The organism is Archangium gephyra (genome assembly GCF_042230915.1).
Classification (GTDB): domain Bacteria; phylum Myxococcota; class Myxococcia; order Myxococcales; family Myxococcaceae; genus Archangium; species Archangium gephyra_B.
The window spans coordinates 3,006,448-3,026,612 of the sequence record NZ_CP102578.1 but is presented as its reverse complement, the minus strand read 5'-3'; the positions used below and the strand labels follow the sequence as shown (position 1 = coordinate 3,026,612).

Sequence of the window (20,165 nt, the reverse complement as noted above, 5' to 3'; positions counted from 1 at the left end):
CCCATGAACCCCAAGCTCCCCCGAGGCATCCACGTCGCGCTCCTCGCCAGCCTCCTCCTCGCCGCGGCGCCCGTGCTGGCGCGTGATGCGGGCACGCCCACGCCGTCTTCGAGTGCCCCGGAGGCCGCCATCACCGCACGCTGGAAGGCACGTGCCGATGAGGGCTTCAAGAAGCTCTCGGTGATTCCGAAGATGCAAGAGGCCCTCAAGCCCGGGGACGCGAAAAAGCGGGAGTGGCTGGACAGACAGCTCAACGTAGAGACCGCCTATTCCCTCAAGGCCGTGGATGCGGAGCAGGGAACGTTGATCCGCAAGCAGGCCAACCATGACGTGGTGTCGATCCTGCTGCCCCTGACGAAACCGGGCACCGAGGCGGTGGAGATCATCTTCCTCTACAAGGAGGGCAAACACGTGGGGACCGTGCTGGCCTCGCTCCCCGAGAGCTGGACGCTCCTCACCCGGGTGGAGGCCCCCGGAAAGCAGATCCTGATGAATGGCCGTGGGGGGGGCTATATGATCGACATCAGCGACCCCTACAGCATCCAGGCGATGTGAAGGCGACGGGTGGGCGATTCGATAGCTGAAGGCCCCGCCCGTTCTCGGCTAGCGTCCGGGACGTGAGCGAAGACACCAGCCTGCCCGCGTTCCGCACCGTGCCGCGCACGGGCGTCATCTACGTCACCGCCGAGGCCACGCGCCGGGGCTACCGCCCGGGAGACTCCGAGTGGTGCAACCTCGGCCAGGGCCAGCCCGAGACGGGCGAGCTGCCCGGCGCGCCGCCCCGCATCGGCAGCGTCACCGTGGACGTGAACGACCTGGAGTACGCCCCCGTGGCCGGCCTCTGGGAAGTGCGCGAGGCCATCGCCTCCCTCTACAACCGGCTCTACCGGCGCGGCCTGCCCAGCCAGTACTCCGCCGAGAACGTCTCCCTCTCCGGCGGTGGCCGGGCCGCCCTCACCCGCGCCGCGGCCAGCCTCGGCAGCGTCAACCTCGGCCACTTCCTCCCGGACTACACCGCCTACGAGGAGCTGCTGGACGCCTTCAAGGCCTTCACCTCCATCCCCATCCTCCTGGAGGGCGAGCGCGGCTACGCCTTCACGCACGAGGACCTGCGCCGCGAAATCCAGGGCCGCGGCCTGTCCGCCCTGCTCTTCTCCAACCCGTGCAACCCCACCGGCAAGCTGGTGCAGGGCGAGGAGCTGGCGCGCTGGGTGGGCGTGGCCCGGGAGCAGGAGTGCACCCTGCTCATCGACGAGTTCTACTCGCACTACCTGTGGACGAGCCGCCCCGGGCAGCTGCCCCTGGAGAGCGCCGCCCGCTACGTGGAGGACGTCAACAAGGACCCCATCGTCCTCTTCGACGGCTTCACCAAGAACTGGCGCTACCCGGGCTGGCGCATGACGTGGACGCTGGGCCCGCGCCAGGTCATCGACGCGGTGTCCAGCGCGGGCAGCTTCCTGGATGGAGGCGGCAGCCGGCCCCTCCAGCGCGCCGCGATTCCCCTGCTGGACGAGCAGCTGGTGGTGAAGGAGACGCTCGCCATCCACCACCACTTCCGCGAGAAGCGCGACCGCTTCCACTCGCGCCTGGAGCGGCTGGGCATCCGCACGGACCGCCCGCCCGATGGCACCTTCTATGTCTGGGGCAACGTGGCCGGACTGCCCGCGCCCCTCAATGACGGCATGGGCTTCTTCCGCGCCGCGCTCGACGAGAAGATCATCACCGTGCCCGGCGAGTTCTTCGACGTGAACCCCGGCAAGCGGCGCGCCCGACCCTCGCGCTTCCGCAGCTACGTGCGCCTGTCCTTCGGCCCCTCCATGGAGGTGCTGGAGAAGGCCCTGGGCCGCTTGGAGGCCCTGGTGCTCCGCTACACCGGCAGCTAGTCCCTTTCCTGGAGGCAGCGACCATGGACCATCCCCACTACTACCACTCGCACGACCTGGCCCGCTTCCCGGACATCGGGAAGAACCGGCCCGAGCTGGCCCAGAAGTTCTTCGACTGGTACGGCGCCGTCTTCGCCGAGGGCGCCCTCTCCGCGCGCGAGAAGTCGCTCATCGCCCTGGCGGTGGCGCACGCCGTCCAGTGCCCCTACTGCATCGACGCCTATAGCAAGGATGCGCTGGAGAAGGGCTCGGACCTGGATCAGATGACCGAGGCCATCCACGTGGCGGCGGCCATCCGGGGCGGCGCCTCGCTGGTGCACGGCGTGCAGATGCGCAACCACGTGGACAAGGTGGGCATGTAGGAAGCCCCGCCATGTCCAAGAGCACCCCGCCCTCCCTCCAGGCCCGGAGGAGTCCCCTCGCCTCTCCCCTCACCCAGCGGGAGACGCTCCACCAGGTGCCGCTCCCCCGTGAGTTCGACGAGGCCCTGCGGCAGTCCGGGCTCCACCCCCTGCGCCCTGGCCGGCTCGACATCTTCCAGATGAACCTCGGGAAGATGTGCAACCAGACGTGCCGCCACTGCCACGTGGACGCGGGGCCGGACCGGCGCGAGGTGATGAGCCGCGAGACGATGGAGCTGTGCCTCGCGGCCCTGGCGAAGACGTCCATTCCCACCGTGGACCTCACGGGCGGCGCGCCGGAGATGAACCCGCACTTCCGCTGGCTCGTGGAGGAGGTGCGCAAGCTCGGCCGCCACGTGATGGACCGCTGCAACCTCACCATCCTGGAGACGAAGCCCCACTATGAGCTGCCCGGCTTCCTCGCCGAGCACCGGGTGGAGGTGGTGTGCTCGCTGCCCCACTACCGGGCGCTCAACACGGACAAGCAGCGCGGCGAGGGCGTCTACGAGCAGTCCATTCGCGCGCTGAAGCGGCTCAACGCGCTGGGCTACGGGGACGGCCAGAGCGGTCTGCGGCTGGTGCTGGTGACGAACCCCGTGGGTGCCTTCCTGCCGGCCGGACAGGCCTCGCTGGAGGCGGAATGGAAGCGGGAGCTGCTGCGCAACCATGGCATCCGCTTCGACAGCCTGTATGCCCTCACCAACATGCCCATCAGCCGCTTCCTCGAGTGGCTTCGGGAATCCGGCAACCTGGAGGCGTACCTGCAGCGGCTGGTGAGTGCCTTCAACCCGGCCGCGGCCCGAGGGGTGATGTGCCGCAACACCCTCTCGGTGGGCTGGGACGGCCAGCTCTACGACTGCGACTTCAACCAGATGCTGGAGCTGCCGGTGGAGGCCGGGGCCCCGCGCCACATCCGGGACTTCAATCTGGCAGCGCTGGATTCCCGGACCATCGTCACGGACCGCCACTGCTTCGGCTGCACGGCTGGTGCCGGGTCGAGCTGCGGCGGCGCCACGACCTGAAAAACGCCGTCGCGTTCACAACCGCACTCACAAATCCCATCACGGCAACTCCATTGGAAATGGGTGGCCTGGGACGCGCACTCGCGCTCCCGCTCCCCATCAATCCCAACACAATGGAGCAAACCGAATGAGCATGATGCGATGGAATGAGGATGAGGCTCGCCGGCTGATTCTCGGGCAGATGGTGTCGCTGATCGACGGGATGAGGACGCAGGCCATCCGTTCCAGCACGGGCAAGTTCCGCAAGCGTGAGCCCATCTCCGTCTTCCGGCCCCAGACGCTCCAGGAGTTGATGGCGCAGGTGGACGTGGAGCTGGAGAAGCTCACCGCCGAGCACGGCCAGCTGCGCGACTTCGCCGAGTGCATGCGCACCCTGCTGCAGCGGCTGCCCGATGCCAGCCTGTTGGAGATGTATGACGCGGTGATGGACGCCTCGGCGCAGTGGCTGGGCGACGTGGAGGTCGAGGACGCCGACGGCCAGCGCACCGACGCGCAGCACCCCACCCAGCTCGAGGAAGTGTCCCTCCTCCTCGAGGACCTGCGCCGCGAGCGCCGCAAGCCCACCCGCCGCGAGAAGCTGGCCATCCACATGGCCCACGAGGCGCTGGCCAACGGGGCCCGCCTGCAGCTGCCCTACAAGCCCCTGCCCATCCCCGGCTTCGGCGAGACGCAGACGCACATGTCCGTCACCGACCCGGGCGAGGGCCACCTCGCCGGCACCACCACCCGCGAGGACTGGCTGCGCGGCGTGCTCGTCCACGTGGAGCACCTGGAGCGCGGTCACCAGGATCGCGAGTCGGTGGAGTCCTACCGGATTCCCCGCATCCTCAACGTGGCCAAGGTGCGGTTGCACGTGGCCGGGCGCGCACCGGTGACCAGCTTCATCGGCCGGCCCATGTTCGACAGCGGCAAGTTCCACCTGGACCTATGGAAGACGGTGCAGACCATGTCCGGCACCTGCACCGCCATGTTCCAGATGGGCGTCGCCGAGTGCAAGGTCGCCATGGATCGCATGACGGCCTCGCAGATCGTCGAGTTCATGCGCGGCCTGCGCAGCAACATCCTGCGCGATGCGCGCAAGCAGCTCCTGTCCGCGGCCTTCAACCTCAACACGCCCCTGGTGGATGACCGCAACGGCCGCTCGCGCATCGTGGTGGACCGCAAGGAGATCGGCCTGCTGGGCATCGAGCTCGTCAAGGAGGGCGGCTTCGACAAGGTCACCTGGGATGGCGCGGCGGACACCTACCCCAGTCTCCCGGTGATGGAGCAGCTCACCCATGCCGAGGCGCTGGAGCTCGTCCACCGCGCGCACGAGCGCGGGCTGCGCACCTACTTCTCCGCGGGCTTCCGCTTCCCCCACATCCCCCTGGCCGTCTACACGGGCGTGGACGGCGTGGGCATCGGCGGCGCTCAAATCCTGCGGTACATGGACTCGCAGACCGGCTACCACGGCCCCTTCCAGCCGGAGAACATCTCGCGCATCCTCGCCATCCGCGACGAGGCCGCGCGCAGCCCCCTGGGACGCGCCGCCGCCCTCCTGGCCCGGCTCGACTGGCTGCACTTCCAGCGCCGCCTGGATGACCGCCAGGAAGCGTTCCGCGCCGAGCTCTACGAGGCCCTCTCCCGCCAGCAGGTGGAGTCGATCCTCCAGGACTTCGAGGCCCAGTCCGAGTCCCAGTCGGCCGCCTGAGCCGGCCCTCCCCTGAAGCCCCGAGGGAGCCTCGCCGGGCGCGGCCGCGAGCAACTGGTCCGACAGTAGGACCAGTTGGTCTCGTGCGCGCCCGGCGGGGCTCCTCGTCCCTCCACCCCTTCTCGAGCGCCCCCACCGGGTGCACCACCCCCTGGAGTCACGCCCATGCAGTCCGCAGCCCTTCGGATGGAAGAACCCCTGCACATGGAGGACCGTGCCTCGTCTGGAGTCTCCTTCGGGACCCTGAGCGATGTGTCCCTCCGGGCCGAGCCGTGTGCCTTCGTGCTCTTCGGCGCGTCCGGAGACCTGGCGCGGCGCAAGCTCCTCCCCGCGCTCTACCGGCTGGCCCTCGAGGGCTACCTGCCCCCGGAGTCCACCATCATCGGCGCGGCCCTCCAGCGCATGAGCACCGAGCAGTTCCGCGCCAGCATGCGCGAGGCCCTCGAGCGCTCCCCCGAGGCCGGCCCCGTGGACGAGGCTGCCTGGCGCGCCTTCTCCCGCCGGCTCCATTACGTCCCCATGGACATCTCCAGCGCCGAGGACTACCGGCACCTGGGCCAGGTGCTCGAGGAGGTGGACCGGCAACGCGGCACGCGCGGCAACCGCATCTTCTACCTGTCGCTCGCGCCCACGCTCCACGCCCAGGCCGTGCGCCACCTGGGCGAGGCGGGCCTCACGCGCGCCCATGCACCCTCCTGGGTGCGGCTCGTCGTGGAGAAGCCCTTCGGCACGGACCTGGAGACGGCGCGCTCCCTCAACCAGGGCATCCACCGCTACCTCGACGAGTCGAGCGTGTACCGGATGGACCATTACCTGGGGAAGGAGATGGTGCAGAACCTGCTCGTGCTGCGCTTCGCCAACCGCATCTTCGAGCCGCTGTGGGACCGCGGGCACATCGATCACGTGCAGATCACCAGCGCCGAGACGGTGGGCGTGGAGGGACGCGGCGGGTACTACGAGAAGGCGGGCGTGGTGCGCGACATGGTGCAGAACCACCTGCTCCAGGTGCTCGCGCTGCTGGCCATGGAGCCCCCGTCGAGCCTGTCCCCCGAGGCGGTGCACGACGCGAAGCAGGAGGTGATGGCGTCCGCGCGCGCCTTCACGCCCGAGCGCATCCGCACCGAGTGCGTGCGCGGCCAGTACGGCCCGGGGTTCCTCGCCGGCCAGCCCGTGCCCGGCTACCGGCAGGAGCCCGGCGTCGCGCCCGGCTCGCGCACCGAGACCTTCGCGATGCTGACGATGCGCTTCGACAACCCGCGCTGGGCCGGGGTGCCCTTCTACGTGCGCTCGGGGAAGCGGATGGCCCAGCGGCTGACGGAGGTGGTGGTCCAGTTCAAGGACGGGCCGCTGGCGAGGGGCACGCCCAACCAGCTCCACCTCCGCATCCAGCCCGACGAGGGCATTGCCCTGCGCTTCGCCACGAAAGCGCCAGGACGGGCGGTGCACCACCATGACGTGGCCCTGGACTTCCGCTACGGGGCTACCTTCGGCACCCGGCTCGCCGAGGCCTACGAGCGGCTGCTGCTGGACTGCATGCTCGGCGTCTCCACGCACTACGTGCGCAACGACCTGGTCGAGCGCGGCTGGGAGCTCGTCATGCCCCTGCTGGAGGCCTGGGGCTCGGCGCATGGCGGGCTGCCCCTTGTCCCCTATGCCGCGGGCTCGTGGGGACCGGCCGCCGCGAGTCACCTCCTGGAGGCCCATGGCCGCCGCTGGAACGCCCGCTGAGCAGGCGGGCAAGCGCCGGGACACGTTCCACCGCCTGTATTCCGACCCGCCTGTCACATCACAACCGCCACTTCTCTATCGGAAAAGCAGGAGGCGGAACCTCAATGACCGGAACGCCCTCACGTGGCCTCCTGAGCAATCGCCGGCGTTCCGATGTCAGGAGCACACACGATGTTGCACGGTGAAACCCAAATCCGAGGCCACAACCCTCCCGAGTCGCAGTTTCACGATCGGGGCCGCTTCGGCCGGCTCTTCCCGGGCCTGCCCGTCTTCGCTCCGGACAATCAGAAGGTCCGCGAGGCGCTCTTCGAGCTCGGCAAGCGCGGTGGGTTGATGGACGCCCTGGACATTCCTGCCGGCCAGCCCGGCGCCAGCAACCTCGACAATGAGAACCTCCCCGCGGGCTTCACCTTCTTCGGGCAGTTCGTCGACCACGATCTGACGTTCGACCCGACCTCCATCCTGGAGCGGCAGAACGACCCGGAGGCCATCGAGAACTTCCGCACCCCGGCGTTCGAGCTGGACAACGTGTATGGCGCCGGCCCTCGGGTGTCGCGCCACCTCTATGACGTCAATGATCCGGCGAAGTTCCTCATCGAGAAGCTCGGCGGTCCCGACACCAACGATGACATGCCGCGCAACAGCCAGAACACCGCGCTCATCGCGGATCCGCGCAACGACGAGAACACCATCGTCTCGCAGTTCCACGTGGCCATGCTCAAGTTCCACAACGCCATCGTCGATCACCTGCGCGGCAAGGGCGTCACCGGCTCTCAGGTCTTCGAGCAGGCCCAGCGGATGGTGCGCTGGCACTACCAGTGGATCATCCTCCATGACTTCCTGCCGAGGATCGTCGGGCAGACGGTGTTGAACAACGTGCTGGACGATCGCCCGCGCGAGCGCATCTTCCGGTGGCGGAACGAGCCCTTCATCCCGGTGGAGTTCTCGGTCGCCGCCTACCGCTTCGGGCACAGCCAGGTGCGCCCCGCCTACCGGGTCAACGGCGGCTTCGCCACGGCCATCTTCAACAACACCCTGGCGAACGAAGCGGATCCGGCCGATCTGCGCGGAGGCAAGCGCGCCGCCCGGCGGTTCGTGGAGTGGGCGCGGTTCTTCGAAGGACTCGCGGACGCCAGCGTGCCCGCCCCCACCCCCGGCAAACGCATCGACTCCCGGCTGTCGAGCGCGCTCTTCGGACTGCTCGGCGGGGCGCCGGGCCAGTTGGGTGGAGATGGGGTGGGGACGATCATCAATCCCGAGTCGCTCGCTCAACGCAACCTGCTGCGGAGCCTGGCCCTCCGGCTCCCCTCGGGCCAGGCCATGGCGAAGCGCCTGGGCATCAAGCCACTGAAGCTCGATGAGCTGAAGCAGTTCGGGGCCGGGTTCGAGAGCTCCAGCCCGCCCTGGTACTACATCCTCAAGGAGTCGGAGCTGGAGAAGGACAACGAGGGCAGGCGGCTCGGGCCCGTGGGCGCGCAAATCGTGGCGGAGGTGTTCATCGGCGTGCTCCGGGGTGACCGGTTCTCGTTCCTCAACGCCAACCCGAACTGGAAGCCGGAGCTCGCCAACGCCGAGGGCAAGTTCCTCATGGCCGACCTGCTGAAGTTCGCCGGCGTCCCGTTGAGGCCCGTGGCGGCCCCGGCTCCCGCGGTGGCCCCGGCGGCGTAATCCCCTGAGCGGGGGCCCCCACATACGAGGGGGCCCCCCTCTTTTTCTTCTTCTTGTACCCGGAGCAGGACGGACCATGAACGCACGCGAGCCTGGCCATTCGTCGTCGAAGACGGCGGAGTTGCTGTGCATCGGGCTGTCCTACCGGACGGCGCCGCTGACGGTGCGCGAGCGGCTGGCCCTGCCCGGGGAGCAGCAGGTAGAGCTGCTGCGGCGGCTCGGGCAGAGCTCCGCCGAGGCCCTGCTCATCTCCACCTGCAACCGGGTGGAGCTCTACCTGGCCACGCCGGACGCGGACCGGGCCCGCGAGCAGGCCCGAGAGGAGCTGGGCCGCATGGGAGGCCCGGAGGTGCTCGGGCAGCTCTACGAGTACCAGGGCGAGGCCGCGCTCACGCACCTCTTCCGGGTGGCCTCCAGCCTGGACTCCATGGTGCTGGGCGAGGCGCAGGTGCTGGGCCAGGTGAAGGACGCCCTCGAGCACAGCCAGACGGCGGGCACGGTGCACGGCGAGCTGTCGCGCATGTTCGCGGCGGCCTTCCGGTGCGCCAAGCGGGTGCGCACGGAGACGGCCATCGGCATGGCGGCCACGTCCATGGCCAGCGCGGCCGTGGCACTCGCCAGCCGGGCGTGGGACGGGCTCGAGGAGCGGACGGTGCTGGTGGTGGGCGCGGGCGAGATGTCGGCACTGGCCGCGCGGCACCTGCGGCGGGCGGGCGTGGGCCGCCTGGTGGTGGTCAACCGCACGCTCGCGCGCGCCCAGGCCCTGGCCACCGAGGTGGGGGGCACCGCACTGCCGATGGAGGAGCTGTCCACCCTGCTCGCCTCCGCGGACGTGGTGGTGAGCGGGACGTCCTCACCGGTGCCCCTCTTCACCCGGGAGAACGTGGCGCCGGTGCTCGAGACGCGGAAGCGGCCGCTCGTCATGGTGGACCTCGCCGTGCCGCGTGACATCGCTCCCGAGGTGGGCTGGATGAAGCAGGTGCGCGTGCTCGACGTGGACGACATCCAGCGCTTCGTCCTGGAGAACGCGGCGGCCCGGGCCGAGGAGGCGCGGAAGGCGGAGGCGCTGGTGGCCGGGGAAGTGGCCCGCTTCATGCGCGAGCGGGCCGTACGCACCGGGGTGCCCGTCCTCTCCCGCCTGCGCCAGCACGCGGACGCCATCGCCCGGGCCGAGGCGGAGCGCACGCTCGCCTCACTCGGCGAGACGCTCTCCGACAAGCAGCGCAAGAGCGTCGAGGCCATGGCGCGCGCCATCATCAACAAGCTGCTGCACGAGCCCACGGCACGCCTCCGGGCGGCGGGCACCGAGCAGGAGGACGCGCTGCTCGCCCATGCCACCGCGGAGCTGTTCGGCCTCCACGGCTGACCGTCCTGGCCGCTCCCTCTCCGGACGGACGAGCCTCCGGGCGAGCAGGTACGCGCCCCCATCCGCAAGCTCTTCCAGAAGAGAGGACTGGCTTGCGAGACCTGAAGCGCCTTCTTCATCCTGCTCACCTGTGGGACCTGTTCGTGACGTCCGACCCGGCGCTCGGGCGGCTGCGGCAGGGCATGCGCGCCGTCGTGAGTGCCGGCCTGGCCGCCCTGCTCCTCTCCCGGCTGGCCCGCTGGCTGGGCGAGCCGCCAACCGTCACCCTGGTGGGCACCATGGTGGCGATGATGGGCTCCCAGCTCGCCACCGACCCCTCACCCCGGGCACAGCGCATGACGACGCTGCTCATGCTCCTCCCGGCCACGGCGTCGATCGTGTTGGGGACGCTCGCCTCGCGCATCCCCCTGCTCGGCGCGGCGGCCTTCGCGGTGACGATCTTCCTCGCCACCTTCGCGCGGCGGTTCGGTCCCCGAGGGCTGGCGCTCGGGATGATTGGCTTCTTCGCCTTCTTCAACGCGCTCTTCTTCCACGCGCAACTGGCGCAATTGCCCGCCCTCGCCGGCGCCACCGTGGTGGGGATCGGCCTCGCGTACACGGTGCGCTTCGGGCTCATCCGAGACCGGGCCCGCCTCGACCTCCAGCGCTTCCTCCGCACCTTCCGCAAGACGGTCGCCATCGTCCTGTGGAATCTCACGGACCTTCCCGAACGCCCGCGGATGACCCGCTCGCTGCTTCGCCGGCTCGGCCGGGAGCAGGATCGCCTGAATGACTCGGCGCTCGCGGTGGAGGAGCTGCTCACCCGGTGCCAGCCCGCCCTCCGGCTGCGGATCTTCGACCTGGAGCTCGCGGTCAGCCGGGTGCTCGGAGCCGTCCAGCAGGTGGTGGAGTCCGATGCGCTGGTGCCGGATGCACGCCGGGAGATCCGGCAGGCCCTGGCCGCCGCACGCACCTTCGTCCGGGAGGGAGACCCGGCCGCCCGGCGGCTGATGCAGGAGCACATCGAGCACGTGCGGAATTCGGTGTCGGGCATGCCTGAAGACGCGCCTGGCCGTGCGGACGCGCGGCGCCTGAGCAACTCCATCTCGGACCTGGTGGAGGCCGCCGCCCAGCTCCCGCACAAGGCGCCCCGGCTCGCACCAGGGCAGGCGGCAGCCGCTACCGCGGGCACACGTCCACCCGAGCAGCCCGCGGAGAAGGGCCTCCATCCGGCGACGCGTCAGGCCATCCAGGTCACCGTGGCGAGCGTGCTCGCGATGGTGGTGGGCCATGCGGTGTCGGCCGATCGCTGGTACTGGGCCGTCATCACCACGTTCGTCATCTTCACGCGGACGAGGACCCTGGGAGACACGCTGCAGCGCGCCTGGGCGCGGGTGCTCGGAACCTTGCTGGGGGTCATCGCCGGGCTGCTGCTCGCGGGGCTCGTCGTCGGCCACCGCACCGTCGAGCTCGCGGGCGTCTTCGTGTGCATCTTCTTCGGCTTCTACCTGATACAGCTTTCCTATGCGTGGATGGTCTTCTGGTTCACCACGCTGATCTCCATCCTCTACAGCCTGCTCGGCCTCTTCTCGCCCGGGCTCCTCTACCTGCGCATCGAGGAGACGCTGATCGGTGCCGGCCTCGGCGTGCTCATCGCCATCATCCTCCTTCCGGAGGGGACGACGGTGCACATCCACGCGACCGCCAGACAGGTCCTGTCCGCCGTGTGCGACTATCTGGAGGAGGCCGTGGTGAACCGCTCGAAGGAATCGGACCCGGCGCGGTTGATCGACGCGGCGCGCACCCTCGACGCGCGCCTGCGAGACCTGAGAACGGCGGCACGTCCCCTCAACGGAAGGCTCGTGCGCTTCGCCCCGCGCACGGCGCGCACGGTGCATGCGGTGTCCGAGCTCGTCCTCTTCGTCCGGCACCTCGCGTTGGGAAAGGGGGTACCCGAGGTGAACGAGGCGGCCCGCGAGTGGATCCGCCAGGCAGGGGTCAGGCTCGCGAGCAATGCGCGCGCGCTCGAGCGGGCGTTGGAGCGGAAGGAGGCGCCCCTGCTCGAGCCCGCGATGCCGCTGCTCGAGAAGGCCCGGCAATCCCTCGCGGGAGAGGAGACCGTCCGGCGGGGCCCGGCGAGCCCCCCCATCCTGCTGCACTGGCTCGCACGCGTGGACGACACCCTCAACCTGATTGCCAGGACGGCGAGCGCCTTCCGCGGAAGAGCGCTCCCACAGCGGACCTAGAATCAGAGCGACTTCAGGTACTCGATCAGGTCGAGCTTCTCCTCGTCGGAAAGGCCGGTCCCGTACTCGTGCCCGCCGTTGCCGTTGCCGGGCATCGACACGTCGAAGGTGAAGCGGGGCGTGCCGGAGACCTCGGTGACGTAACCGACCTTCTCCGGGTCGTACTCGTGCTGGCCCAGGGGGAAGCGCGCCGGGCGCCGCGCCACGGGCTGCAAGAGGTCCCACAACGTGGGCACCGAGCCATTGTGCAGATAGGGCGGGCTCGCCCAGATGCCCGACAGTGGCCGGGACACGTACCCCATGGGCGCGCGCCAATAGACGATGCCCGGCTCCAGCGGGCTGATCTCCTCCTGGCTCAGCCCCTCGCGCGCATACGCCCGCTGCTTCACGCGCGAGAGCAGGTCCTGCAACGCCGCGGGGAACTCCAGGTCTCCCACCCTCGACGCGAAGCTCCGGGCCCGGTTCCCATCCGTGCCCACGGCCTCCAGGGGAATCACGCCCGGCTTGTCATGGCAGCCCTGGCAGTTCTGGGCGAAGAGCCCCCGCCCGCGCTCGATGCGCCCCGCATCCAGCGCCCCGAAGACCTCCTCCGGCCACGCGGGCGAGACAATCTTGCGCGAGAGCCTCTCCATCTCCGCCAGGTTGCGCGGGAGGACGGAGGACTCGAAGGTCCGCCGGTCGACGACGGCCCCCATGCCGAGCGCCTGGCCGATGTTGCGCTCCATGATGGAGTTGGTGTTCCCGTCCCAGTGCAGCCACGGGCTCGTCTGGAATTCCCAGAGGCAGGGGTAGCTCACCGGCGCATCCAGCACGCCCGCCGCCTGCGGCCCGAAGAGCACCCCGCGCGCCACGCCAAAGGCATCCACCCGGCCAGGGCCCGCCTGCGCGCCGAACTTCAGCGTGCCGAGCCGCATGAAGTACACCAGGTGACCTCGCAGCACCCGGATGGCATCGGGGACGGTGCGCACCTGCTTGCGGCTCTGCTCGCGGAAGTATTGGCCGAGCTGCTCATCGAACTCCCTCAGGAGCACCGGATCGGCTTTGAGCCTTGGCGGCTCGCACGGGCTCGGCTGCTGCGAGCCGCAGTACCACTCCACCTCGGCCACGAGCTTCTCCCGCGCGCTCGAGTTCCCATCCGGCGTGAGCTCCGTGTCGGGATAGGCCTCCTGCAGCCGCGCGTCCGCCACCGCCTCCAGGCGCGGCGGCCTGCCCCCCCGCGTCTGCTCAGGCAGGTACACGGCCAGCCGCTCGAGGAAGGCCAGGAGCTGGGTCCGATCCATGAGCGTCCTGGACAGCACCTCGACCGCCTCCCGGTTGAAGTCGTCCATGTTGAGGAGGCTCGGCGCGCCATCCACCCGCACCTTCGCGTCGCGGTAGTGGAACTCGCCAACGTGGCAGGCGGCGCAGTTGATGCCCACGCGCGCCACGGGATGGCGCTCGGTGGCGGGCACGAGCGCTACGCCCACTGGCAACCCCTCGGGGCTGTCCGGGTCCGACAACAGGCCGAAGCGCTCGGGCTCGTCGAGGAAGGACTGGAACCCGGACACCCGCCCCTCCAGGGTGCTCCGGCTCGGCAGCGCGCGGAGCACGGCGAGCCAGAGATGCTCGTTGCCCTGGGCCAGGTGGTAGAAGCCCTCGCGCTCCCGCTGCGACAACCCGGCTGGCGAGCCGCTGCCTCCCGCGTTGGGTGGTGGGGAGGAGCGCGGAGCCGATGCACAGCTCCCCAGCACCCCCGCGAGACACAGCCAGACGAGCACGCCCCTTGCACTTCTGCAGTCCATGCAGACCCCTCCGCGTCTCCCGATGGGAGAATCACGCGCGCCCTACTTGGGAAGTATCGAGGTCTGCTTCAAGTGCCCGCGTGCACATCCCGCACCGGAGTCCCATGGAAGGACCCGCTGTCTGACAATGCATTGGGTCCGCGGGGAGGATTGCTCCGTCCGCTCGCGCTCACTTGCCGAAGTCCAACGCGTATTCGCGTGACCCCCGGGAAAGCTTGCGCTCCAGGCGCTCGACGCGGCGGCGCAGTGCGTCGGAGCTCTCGGCGGGGGCGGCGAGCCGCGCGTGGTGCAGGGCGCGCGGAAGGTCCTTGAGGCCGTGCTCGTACAGCTTGGCCAGCGACAGGTGCAGGGGCGCCACTTGGTCCGCCCGCGCCGAGGCGAGTGCCCGCTGCAGGTTCGCCACCGCCGTCCGGTCATCCCCCACCCGGCGCGACAGGCGGGAGGCCATCGCGAGCGCCTCGGCACCCACCGCGCCCGTGTCTCCCGCTGCGGCGGCCCGGGCGAAGGCGTGGGCCCGCTCGTAATCCCGCGCCCGGAGCGCCACACCCGCGAAGCCCAGCAAGTCGCGCGGGTCCTCGCCCTCGGCGCCGCTGGCCCGGAAGCGCCGCCCCAGCATGCCCAGCAGCGCCGCCAGCAGCAGCAGGTCGTTCGCGTTGTGCTCCAGCACCGGAGTCAGCGCCGAGCCGTCCGCGCCCCGCAGGAAGCGGAAGTAGAGGTCCGGAATCAGCGAGCCGTCCACGTCCCCCACCCGGTGGTAGCCGAGCACCTGCTCCTCCAGGTGCACCAGCCGCGTCCCGGAGCCGCGGTACTTGAAGACACGGCGCGCGCAGTGCAGCAGGTCCAGGTGCGGCAGCTCCGCGGGCGGCTTCACGCGGTTGAGCACGAAGCGCGTGCGCAGCAGCGGCCAGTCGAAGCTCTTGCCGTTGAACGTCACCAGGCAGGAGGACTCGGCCATGCGCGCGGCCAGCGCCCGCAGCATCGGCGCCTCCTCGCCCAGCTTGTTGAGGAAGAGCTGATGCACCCGGAGCGAGCGGCCCTCGAACCACGCCAGGCCCACCAGGAAGGGCACGGTGCCCGTGCCTCCCGCGAGCCCCGTCGTCTCCGTGTCCAGGAAGAGCATCCGCTGGAAGTCCACGCCCGCCAGCCCCGGCTGCAGCGCGAGGCTCGCCACCAGCGGCGACTCCACGTCCAGGGCCTCCGCGAGCGGGGCGTTGCCGTGGGAGTGGTCTGGTGGGAGCAGGCGCTCGGAGACGTGGATGAGGCCGTGCGGTGTCGTCCGGGATTCCACGGGCAGGGGACCCGGACGCGGTGCCGTGGAGGGGCCCCTGCGCGCCACCGCCGCGCCCTGACGCTCGGCCCAGTCGCCGAGCATCCTTCGCAGCGCGACGATGCGCGGATCCAGCTCCTTCCGGGGCTCCGCCGTGGCGGGGGCTTCCACCGGCGCGGGAGGCACCTCCACCGGGGGAGCGGCGGACACCTCGGCCTCCGCGGCTTGCGGAGCGGGAGACGGCTTCGCCCCCGGCTTGCCGCCGGGACCGATGCCGCCAAGCCGGGACAGCTTGCGTTTCAAGTCCACGGCGCACCTCGCCTACTGCAGGGCCACGACCCCGAGGGCCGAAAGGATTTCCAGACCGAGCCGCTTGCGCGGGTGGGCATCCACCGGCGCGCTCCCCGGCATGGCGCCCGCGGCCGGACCGATGCACGCGGGGCACCCGTCCTCGCAGCCGCACGACTCGAGCAGCCGCCGGGCGCGCCGCAACAGCTCATCGCGCTGGTCGAACAGGCGCGCGGCCAGCCCCACCCCGCCGGGGATGTTGTCGTAGAGGAAGATGGTCGGGTCGAAGCCCACGCCGCCGTCCTTGCGCGGCGGCCCGTCCGCGTCGTCCTTGCTCCCGAGCGTCTTGCCCAGATCTCTCGGGTCGATCATCAACCCCACGCAGGCCACCGTCCGCAGCGCGCTGGCGATGCCCCGGAGCGCGTCGATGACGGCGGGCCTCGGCGCGCCCAGCGAGCGCACCACCGTCTCCGGCACGGTGAGCCAGAGCGACGTGGTGTGCATCTGCATCTCGGGCAGGTTCACGTCGCCGTAACCGACGTTCTCGTGCGTGTGGTACTTGATCTTCTTGTACCCCACCACCTTCTCGATGACGCTCACCTCGCCCATGCCCGCCTGGAGCGAGGGGCTCATCGCGGCGCCCTGGTCCTCCTGGATGACGTTGACGCGCACGTACGTCATCGCGTCCGTGAAGTAGTCCGGCGCCACCTTGCGCACGTAGGCCTTGTGGTTCTCGTAGTCGAAGCGCTCGACCTGGTACTGCTCGGCCTCGTGCTGGTAGATGGCCTGCTCGTGCAGCATCGTGTGCGCCGAGCGGAAGTCCATCTCCGCCAGCGTCCGGTCCGTGCCCAGCTCGATGATGACCACGTTGTCCCAGCCCACGCTGCGCAGGGACACGTGGTTGGCCGGGTACGCGTCCGCGGACCAGTGGAACATCTTCTTGCCCTCGGCACCCGGTGTGGGGTGCACCACCTCGTGCTGCGCGAGGAAGCCGAGCGCGTCCGCCGTGGACTCGGCCGGCACGTCCCCGAAGGTGTCACCCTCCTCGAAGGGCAGCTCGAAGGCGGCGCACTTGAGGTGCTGGACGAGGATCTCCACGTTGTCCGGATCGATGCGCGCGTGCTCCACCGGGGCGCCGGTGAGCGAGCGTGGCTCCCCCGCGAGGTACTGGTCCAACGGCGCGCTGGAGGTGACGAGGAGCGCGAGGCTGCCCGCGCCCCGGCGTCCCGCGCGGCCGAAGCGCTGCATCAGCGCCGCCACCGAGCCCGGGTAGCCCGCGCACACCACCGCGTCCAGCGAGCCGATGTCGATGCCCAGCTCCAGCGCGTTGGTGGCCACCACGCAGCGCACCTCGCCGGCGCGCATGGCGGCCTCGGTGGCCCGGCGCGTCCCCGGCAGGTAGCCGCCGCGGTAGCCCTGGATGAGGTTCGGGTCCATCTTGTCCGCGATGAACTGGTCGCGGAGGTACTTGAGCATCACCTCGATGTTGTTGCGCGACTGGCCGAAGAGCAGCGTGGACACCTCGGCCCGCACCAGGTCCGACACCAGCCGCACCGCGCTCTTGAGGTAGCTGGCGCGGATGCCCAGCTCCGCGTTCACCACCGGCGGGTTGTAGACCATGACGCGGCGCTCACCGGCGGGCGCGCCGCTCTCGGAGACGAGCGCCACCTCGCGGCCCAGCATCCGCTCGGCGTGCGCCTTCGGGTTGCCGATGGTGGCCGAGGCCAGGACGAACACCGGCGACGAGCCGTGGAAGGCCGCCACGCGCTGCAGCCGGCGCAACACGTTGGCCAGGTGCGAGCCGAAGACGCCCCGGTACGTGTGCAGCTCGTCGATGACGACGTAGCGCAGGTTGGAGAAGAGCCGCGCCCAGTTGGCGTGGTGCGGGAGGATGCCCGTGTGCAGCATGTCCGGGTTGGTGAGCACCACGCCGCTGCGCTCACGGGCCGCGCGCCGTGCGTCTCCCGGCGTGTCCCCGTCGAAGGTGATGGCGCCGTGCTCCAGGCCCGCCTCGCGCATGAAGACGCGCAGCGACTCCTCCTGATCCCGCGAGAGCGCCTTGGTGGGGAAGAGGTAGAGGGCGCGCGCCCCCGGCTCCCGCGCGAAACGGTCCAGCAGCGGCAGGTTGTAGCAGAGGCTCTTGCCCGAGGCCGTCGGCGTGGCGATCACCAGGCTGCGTCCGGAGCGCGCCAGCTGGTAGGCCTCGGCCTGGTGGGAGAAGAGCTGCTCGATGCCGCGGCGCTGGAGGGCCTCGCGCACCTGGGGCGCCACCTCCGCGGGAATGGGCGCGTAGGAGCCGGAGCGGGCCGGCGTCACCTCGTCGAGGACGAAGTTGGGCGAGAGTTGTCTGTCCTCGCGCCATCCGTGGAGGACGGCGTCGAGACCGCGGGGACCCGACCAGGGCTTGCGCCGGGAGCCGGTGAAAGCGCCTTCTTCCTTCTCTCGCTTCATGGGGCCGGGCACTGTACAGACGTGCACCCGGCGAGGCAACGCGCGAGCGCACTCCCTCCCGGACAGGTGGCTGGCAAGCGTCGTGACATGGACGCGCGGGTGGATTCGCCGCGTTGCGGCACCTGGACGCACACCGCACGTTGTGCGCAGATGGATGCCCCCTTCCGCCACCGGACCGAGGCCGGTGAGACGCTGGCCCGCTCCCTCCCGCACCTCGCCGGGCGCGAGGACGTCACGGTGCTCGCGCTGCCCCACGGTGGCGTTCCCGTGGCATTCGAGATTGCACGGGCGCTCAGGGCGCCGTTGGACCTCGCAGTCGTCCAGCCCGTCCTTCATGCGATGGGTCCGCCCCGGCGCGAGGTGACGCTCGGGTGGCTCGGATCTCCCGCGGCGTTGCAGCTCCACGACGCCACGCTCAACGCGCTGGGCCTCTCCGACGAGGCGCTCGGGCAGGCCATCTCCCGCGCCCGGCGGCAACTCCGCCAGCGCGTGCGCGCCATGCGGCCGGGTGCGCCCATGGCCTCGCTCGAGGGGCGGAGGGTGGTGGTCGTGGATGACGGCACGGTCGCGGGAGTGGCGCTCCGGCGCGCCGCCGGGCTGCTGCGCAGGGCCGGGGCTCGCGCGCTGGTGGCCGCTGTGCCCGTGGCCTCCGAGGAGGCACTGCACCTGCTGGACGGTGCGTTCGAGGAGGTCGTCTGCTGCTCCCGGCCCGAGCCCTTCGTCTCCGTGCCAGGCGGGTATGGGAGCTACAGGGATGTATCGGATGCGGAGGTCCGTGCGTTGTTGACGCGGGCCTGGGACAGCCACGGGGGCAACCTGGGATCCTCGATACCCTCACCCTAGCCCTCTCCCGGAGGGCGAGGGGACATGGCACGGATTCGCGTTGGGAACCTCTTAGGCCCTCCCTCCTCCGGAGCCAGCCGGCTTCTCCAGTTCCAGCGCGCGCCACATGTACCAGCTCGCCACCGAGCGCCACGGGCGCCAGCGCTCGCCGTAGGCCAGGAGTTCCTTCGGGCGCGGCAGTTCCTCGAGGCCATACGTGCGCATGAAGCCCTTGCGGACGCCGTAATCGTCCACCGGCAGCACGTCCGGCCGGCCCAGCCGGAAGATGAGCAGCATCTCCACCGTCCACTGCCCGATTCCACGCACCTTCGTGAGGTGCTCCACCAGCTCGGCGTCGCTCATGCGCTTCGCCCGGGCCAGCGTGGGGACTTCTCCCTCCAGCGCCTTCGCCGACAGGTCCCGCAGTGCCGCCGTCTTCGCGCCGGACAGGCCCGCCTCGCGCAGGCCCTCCACCGGATGGGCGAGCACCGCCTCCGGCGTGAAGCGCTTCCCCTTGCCCACGCGCTCGCAGACGCGCCCGAAGATGGTGGCCGCCGCCTTCCCCGTGAGCTGCTGGTAGACGATGGACTCCGCCAGCGCCAGGAAGGGGCTCTGGATGGAATTCACCTTCATGCGGAAGGGCCCCACCTGCTTCATCAACGCGCCAAGCGTCGGGTCCGCCTTCACCAGCATCCTGCGCGCAGCGGGCGTGAAGCCCTCGGGCAGGAGGCTGTCGGCGGATGGCAGGGCGTCAGTGGTGGGAAGGGCACGAGCGGTCGCGGCGGGCATGGGCCCATCGTGCCACCCGCGCGCGCCCCGCGCAGCAACAGGCTTGATGCGCCCTACTTCACCGGCAGGGGCTGGAAGACCACGCCGTCCAAGCCCAGGCGCTTGCTAGCGTCGGCGAAGCGCTTCGTGCAGACGATCACCTGGGAGAAGTCCTCCAGCCGGAACAAGTCCATGTCCCTCGGAAGCGTGGTGGCATCCAGCAGGAAGTCATCGGGCAGCGGAACGAAGCCCCGGCCACAGCGCGAGCAAGGAGGTTGGTAATCCGGGGGCAGGCAATCCCGATGCAAGCGGCCCATGGGGAGGATTTCCAACTCGAACAACTCGGGAGAGTTGCGCTGACGGAAGCGCACTTGAACACGGCAGCCCTTGAGTCCTCGCAGACTCTCGGCCTGGAGCTTCTCCAGTGCCTCACGCTGCACCATCAATATCCAGGAGTAGTTCATGACGAACGACCCGAAGCGCCCCTGCGCCTTGCCGATGGAGGGGCCAAACTCCGACCCGGGTTGCAAACGTGCACCAGGGGGCAGCAGAGGACGTATCAGCTCACACAGCCGTTCATATTCCTCGATGGGCTCGGGCCGGGCCTTTTCGAAATCGGCCAGGGCGGCCACTGGGGTCAAGTCCACGCAAGGATACGAGAAACCGCCTCCCCACGTAGCCTTACAAACAGGGCAGTTGAGGATGCCAGGGAGCATCCACTTGTTCGCCGCATCAACGAAGCCCGTGTAACCCGCGGACTTATCTTCCTTGATGACAAAGTATCGTATGCGTGCACTCGCCATAT

Annotated in this window: 15 protein-coding genes; 10 read left to right on the top strand and 5 right to left on the bottom strand. The window is 70.1% G+C overall.

Going from position 1 to position 20,165, the window contains the following annotated elements:
• Positions 1 to 3 precede the first annotated feature (3 nt).
• From NR798_RS12160 to NR798_RS12120, 9 genes are all read left to right on the top strand, one after another.
• Positions 4 to 555, top strand: a complete 552-nt coding sequence (locus NR798_RS12160) for a hypothetical protein (protein ID WP_375771623.1) — start codon at positions 4 to 6, stop codon at positions 553 to 555.
• Positions 556 to 617: 62 nt separating this feature from the next.
• Positions 618 to 1,883 (top strand): pyridoxal phosphate-dependent aminotransferase, encoded by a 1,266-nt coding sequence (locus NR798_RS12155; RefSeq protein WP_375771622.1) that lies wholly within the window; start codon positions 618 to 620, stop codon positions 1,881 to 1,883.
• Positions 1,884 to 1,906: 23 nt separating this feature from the next.
• Complete coding sequence (locus NR798_RS12150) at positions 1,907 to 2,245, top strand: arsenosugar biosynthesis-associated peroxidase-like protein (protein ID WP_375771621.1); 339 nt, start codon at positions 1,907 to 1,909, stop codon at positions 2,243 to 2,245.
• An 11-nt stretch (positions 2,246 to 2,256) separates the two neighbouring features.
• On the top strand, positions 2,257 to 3,306 hold the full coding sequence (gene arsS, locus NR798_RS12145) for an arsenosugar biosynthesis radical SAM (seleno)protein ArsS (RefSeq protein ID WP_375771620.1): 1,050 nt from the start codon (positions 2,257 to 2,259) through the stop codon (positions 3,304 to 3,306).
• A 127-nt stretch (positions 3,307 to 3,433) separates the two neighbouring features.
• Positions 3,434 to 4,996, top strand: a complete 1,563-nt coding sequence (locus tag NR798_RS12140; protein ID WP_375771619.1) for a hypothetical protein — start codon at positions 3,434 to 3,436, stop codon at positions 4,994 to 4,996.
• 165 nt (positions 4,997 to 5,161) lie between these two features.
• Positions 5,162 to 6,724, top strand: a complete 1,563-nt coding sequence (gene zwf / locus NR798_RS12135) for a glucose-6-phosphate dehydrogenase (protein WP_375771618.1) — start codon at positions 5,162 to 5,164, stop codon at positions 6,722 to 6,724.
• Positions 6,725 to 6,895: 171 nt separating this feature from the next.
• Positions 6,896 to 8,392: a heme peroxidase family protein gene (locus tag NR798_RS12130; RefSeq protein WP_375771617.1), complete on the top strand. Its 1,497-nt coding sequence runs from the start codon at positions 6,896 to 6,898 to the stop codon at positions 8,390 to 8,392.
• 76 nt (positions 8,393 to 8,468) lie between these two features.
• Complete coding sequence (gene hemA, locus NR798_RS12125; RefSeq protein WP_375771616.1) at positions 8,469 to 9,758, top strand: glutamyl-tRNA reductase; 1,290 nt, start codon at positions 8,469 to 8,471, stop codon at positions 9,756 to 9,758.
• A gap of 92 nt (positions 9,759 to 9,850) precedes the next feature.
• On the top strand, positions 9,851 to 11,983 hold the full coding sequence (locus NR798_RS12120) for an FUSC family protein (protein ID WP_375771615.1): 2,133 nt from the start codon (positions 9,851 to 9,853) through the stop codon (positions 11,981 to 11,983).
• Positions 11,984 to 11,985: 2 nt separating this feature from the next.
• Here the strand turns inward: NR798_RS12120 and NR798_RS12115 are convergent, their stop codons facing one another.
• The 3 genes from NR798_RS12115 to NR798_RS12105 form a co-directional block, all read right to left on the bottom strand.
• Entirely contained in the window at positions 11,986 to 13,764 is a 1,779-nt protein-coding gene (locus tag NR798_RS12115; protein WP_375771614.1) for a di-heme-cytochrome C peroxidase, read from the bottom strand.
• A 169-nt stretch (positions 13,765 to 13,933) separates the two neighbouring features.
• Positions 13,934 to 15,340 carry a ribonuclease H-like domain-containing protein gene (locus NR798_RS12110; protein ID WP_375771613.1) on the bottom strand — a complete coding sequence of 469 codons (1,407 nt, stop codon included), beginning with the start codon at positions 15,338 to 15,340 and terminating at the stop codon, positions 13,934 to 13,936.
• Between the two features lie 12 nt (positions 15,341 to 15,352).
• Entirely contained in the window at positions 15,353 to 17,770 is a 2,418-nt protein-coding gene (locus NR798_RS12105) for a DEAD/DEAH box helicase (RefSeq protein ID WP_375771612.1), read from the bottom strand.
• A gap of 150 nt (positions 17,771 to 17,920) precedes the next feature.
• Between NR798_RS12105 and NR798_RS12100 the strand changes: the two genes are divergently transcribed.
• Positions 17,921 to 18,613, top strand: coding sequence for a phosphoribosyltransferase (locus tag NR798_RS12100; protein WP_375771611.1), 693 nt, complete (start codon positions 17,921 to 17,923; stop codon positions 18,611 to 18,613).
• 51 nt (positions 18,614 to 18,664) lie between these two features.
• Here NR798_RS12100 and NR798_RS12095 read toward each other — a convergent pair whose 3' ends face one another.
• Complete coding sequence (locus NR798_RS12095) at positions 18,665 to 19,381, bottom strand: DNA-3-methyladenine glycosylase family protein (protein WP_375771610.1); 717 nt, start codon at positions 19,379 to 19,381, stop codon at positions 18,665 to 18,667.
• 53 nt (positions 19,382 to 19,434) lie between these two features.
• Complete coding sequence (locus NR798_RS12090) at positions 19,435 to 20,163, bottom strand: double-CXXCG motif protein (RefSeq protein WP_375771609.1); 729 nt, start codon at positions 20,161 to 20,163, stop codon at positions 19,435 to 19,437.
• Between the last annotated feature and the right edge of the window lie 2 nt (positions 20,164 to 20,165).

Coding starts and splice junctions, on each gene's coding strand:
- NR798_RS12115 (WP_375771614.1), bottom strand. CDS start 13,764: ATGGACTGCAGAAGTGCAAGGGGCGTGCTCGTCTGGCTGTGTCTCGCG.
- NR798_RS12130 (WP_375771617.1), top strand. CDS start 6,896: ATGTTGCACGGTGAAACCCAAATCCGAGGCCACAACCCTCCCGAGTCG.
- NR798_RS12160 (WP_375771623.1), top strand. CDS start 4: ATGAACCCCAAGCTCCCCCGAGGCATCCACGTCGCGCTCCTCGCCAGC.
- NR798_RS12090 (WP_375771609.1), bottom strand. CDS start 20,163: ATGGCGAGTGCACGCATACGATACTTTGTCATCAAGGAAGATAAGTCC.
- zwf (WP_375771618.1), top strand. CDS start 5,162: ATGCAGTCCGCAGCCCTTCGGATGGAAGAACCCCTGCACATGGAGGAC.
- NR798_RS12150 (WP_375771621.1), top strand. CDS start 1,907: ATGGACCATCCCCACTACTACCACTCGCACGACCTGGCCCGCTTCCCG.
- NR798_RS12095 (WP_375771610.1), bottom strand. CDS start 19,381: ATGCCCGCCGCGACCGCTCGTGCCCTTCCCACCACTGACGCCCTGCCA.
- NR798_RS12100 (WP_375771611.1), top strand. CDS start 17,921: ATGGATGCCCCCTTCCGCCACCGGACCGAGGCCGGTGAGACGCTGGCC.
- NR798_RS12105 (WP_375771612.1), bottom strand. CDS start 17,770: ATGAAGCGAGAGAAGGAAGAAGGCGCTTTCACCGGCTCCCGGCGCAAG.
- arsS (WP_375771620.1), top strand. CDS start 2,257: ATGTCCAAGAGCACCCCGCCCTCCCTCCAGGCCCGGAGGAGTCCCCTC.
- hemA (WP_375771616.1), top strand. CDS start 8,469: ATGAACGCACGCGAGCCTGGCCATTCGTCGTCGAAGACGGCGGAGTTG.
- NR798_RS12140 (WP_375771619.1), top strand. CDS start 3,434: ATGAGCATGATGCGATGGAATGAGGATGAGGCTCGCCGGCTGATTCTC.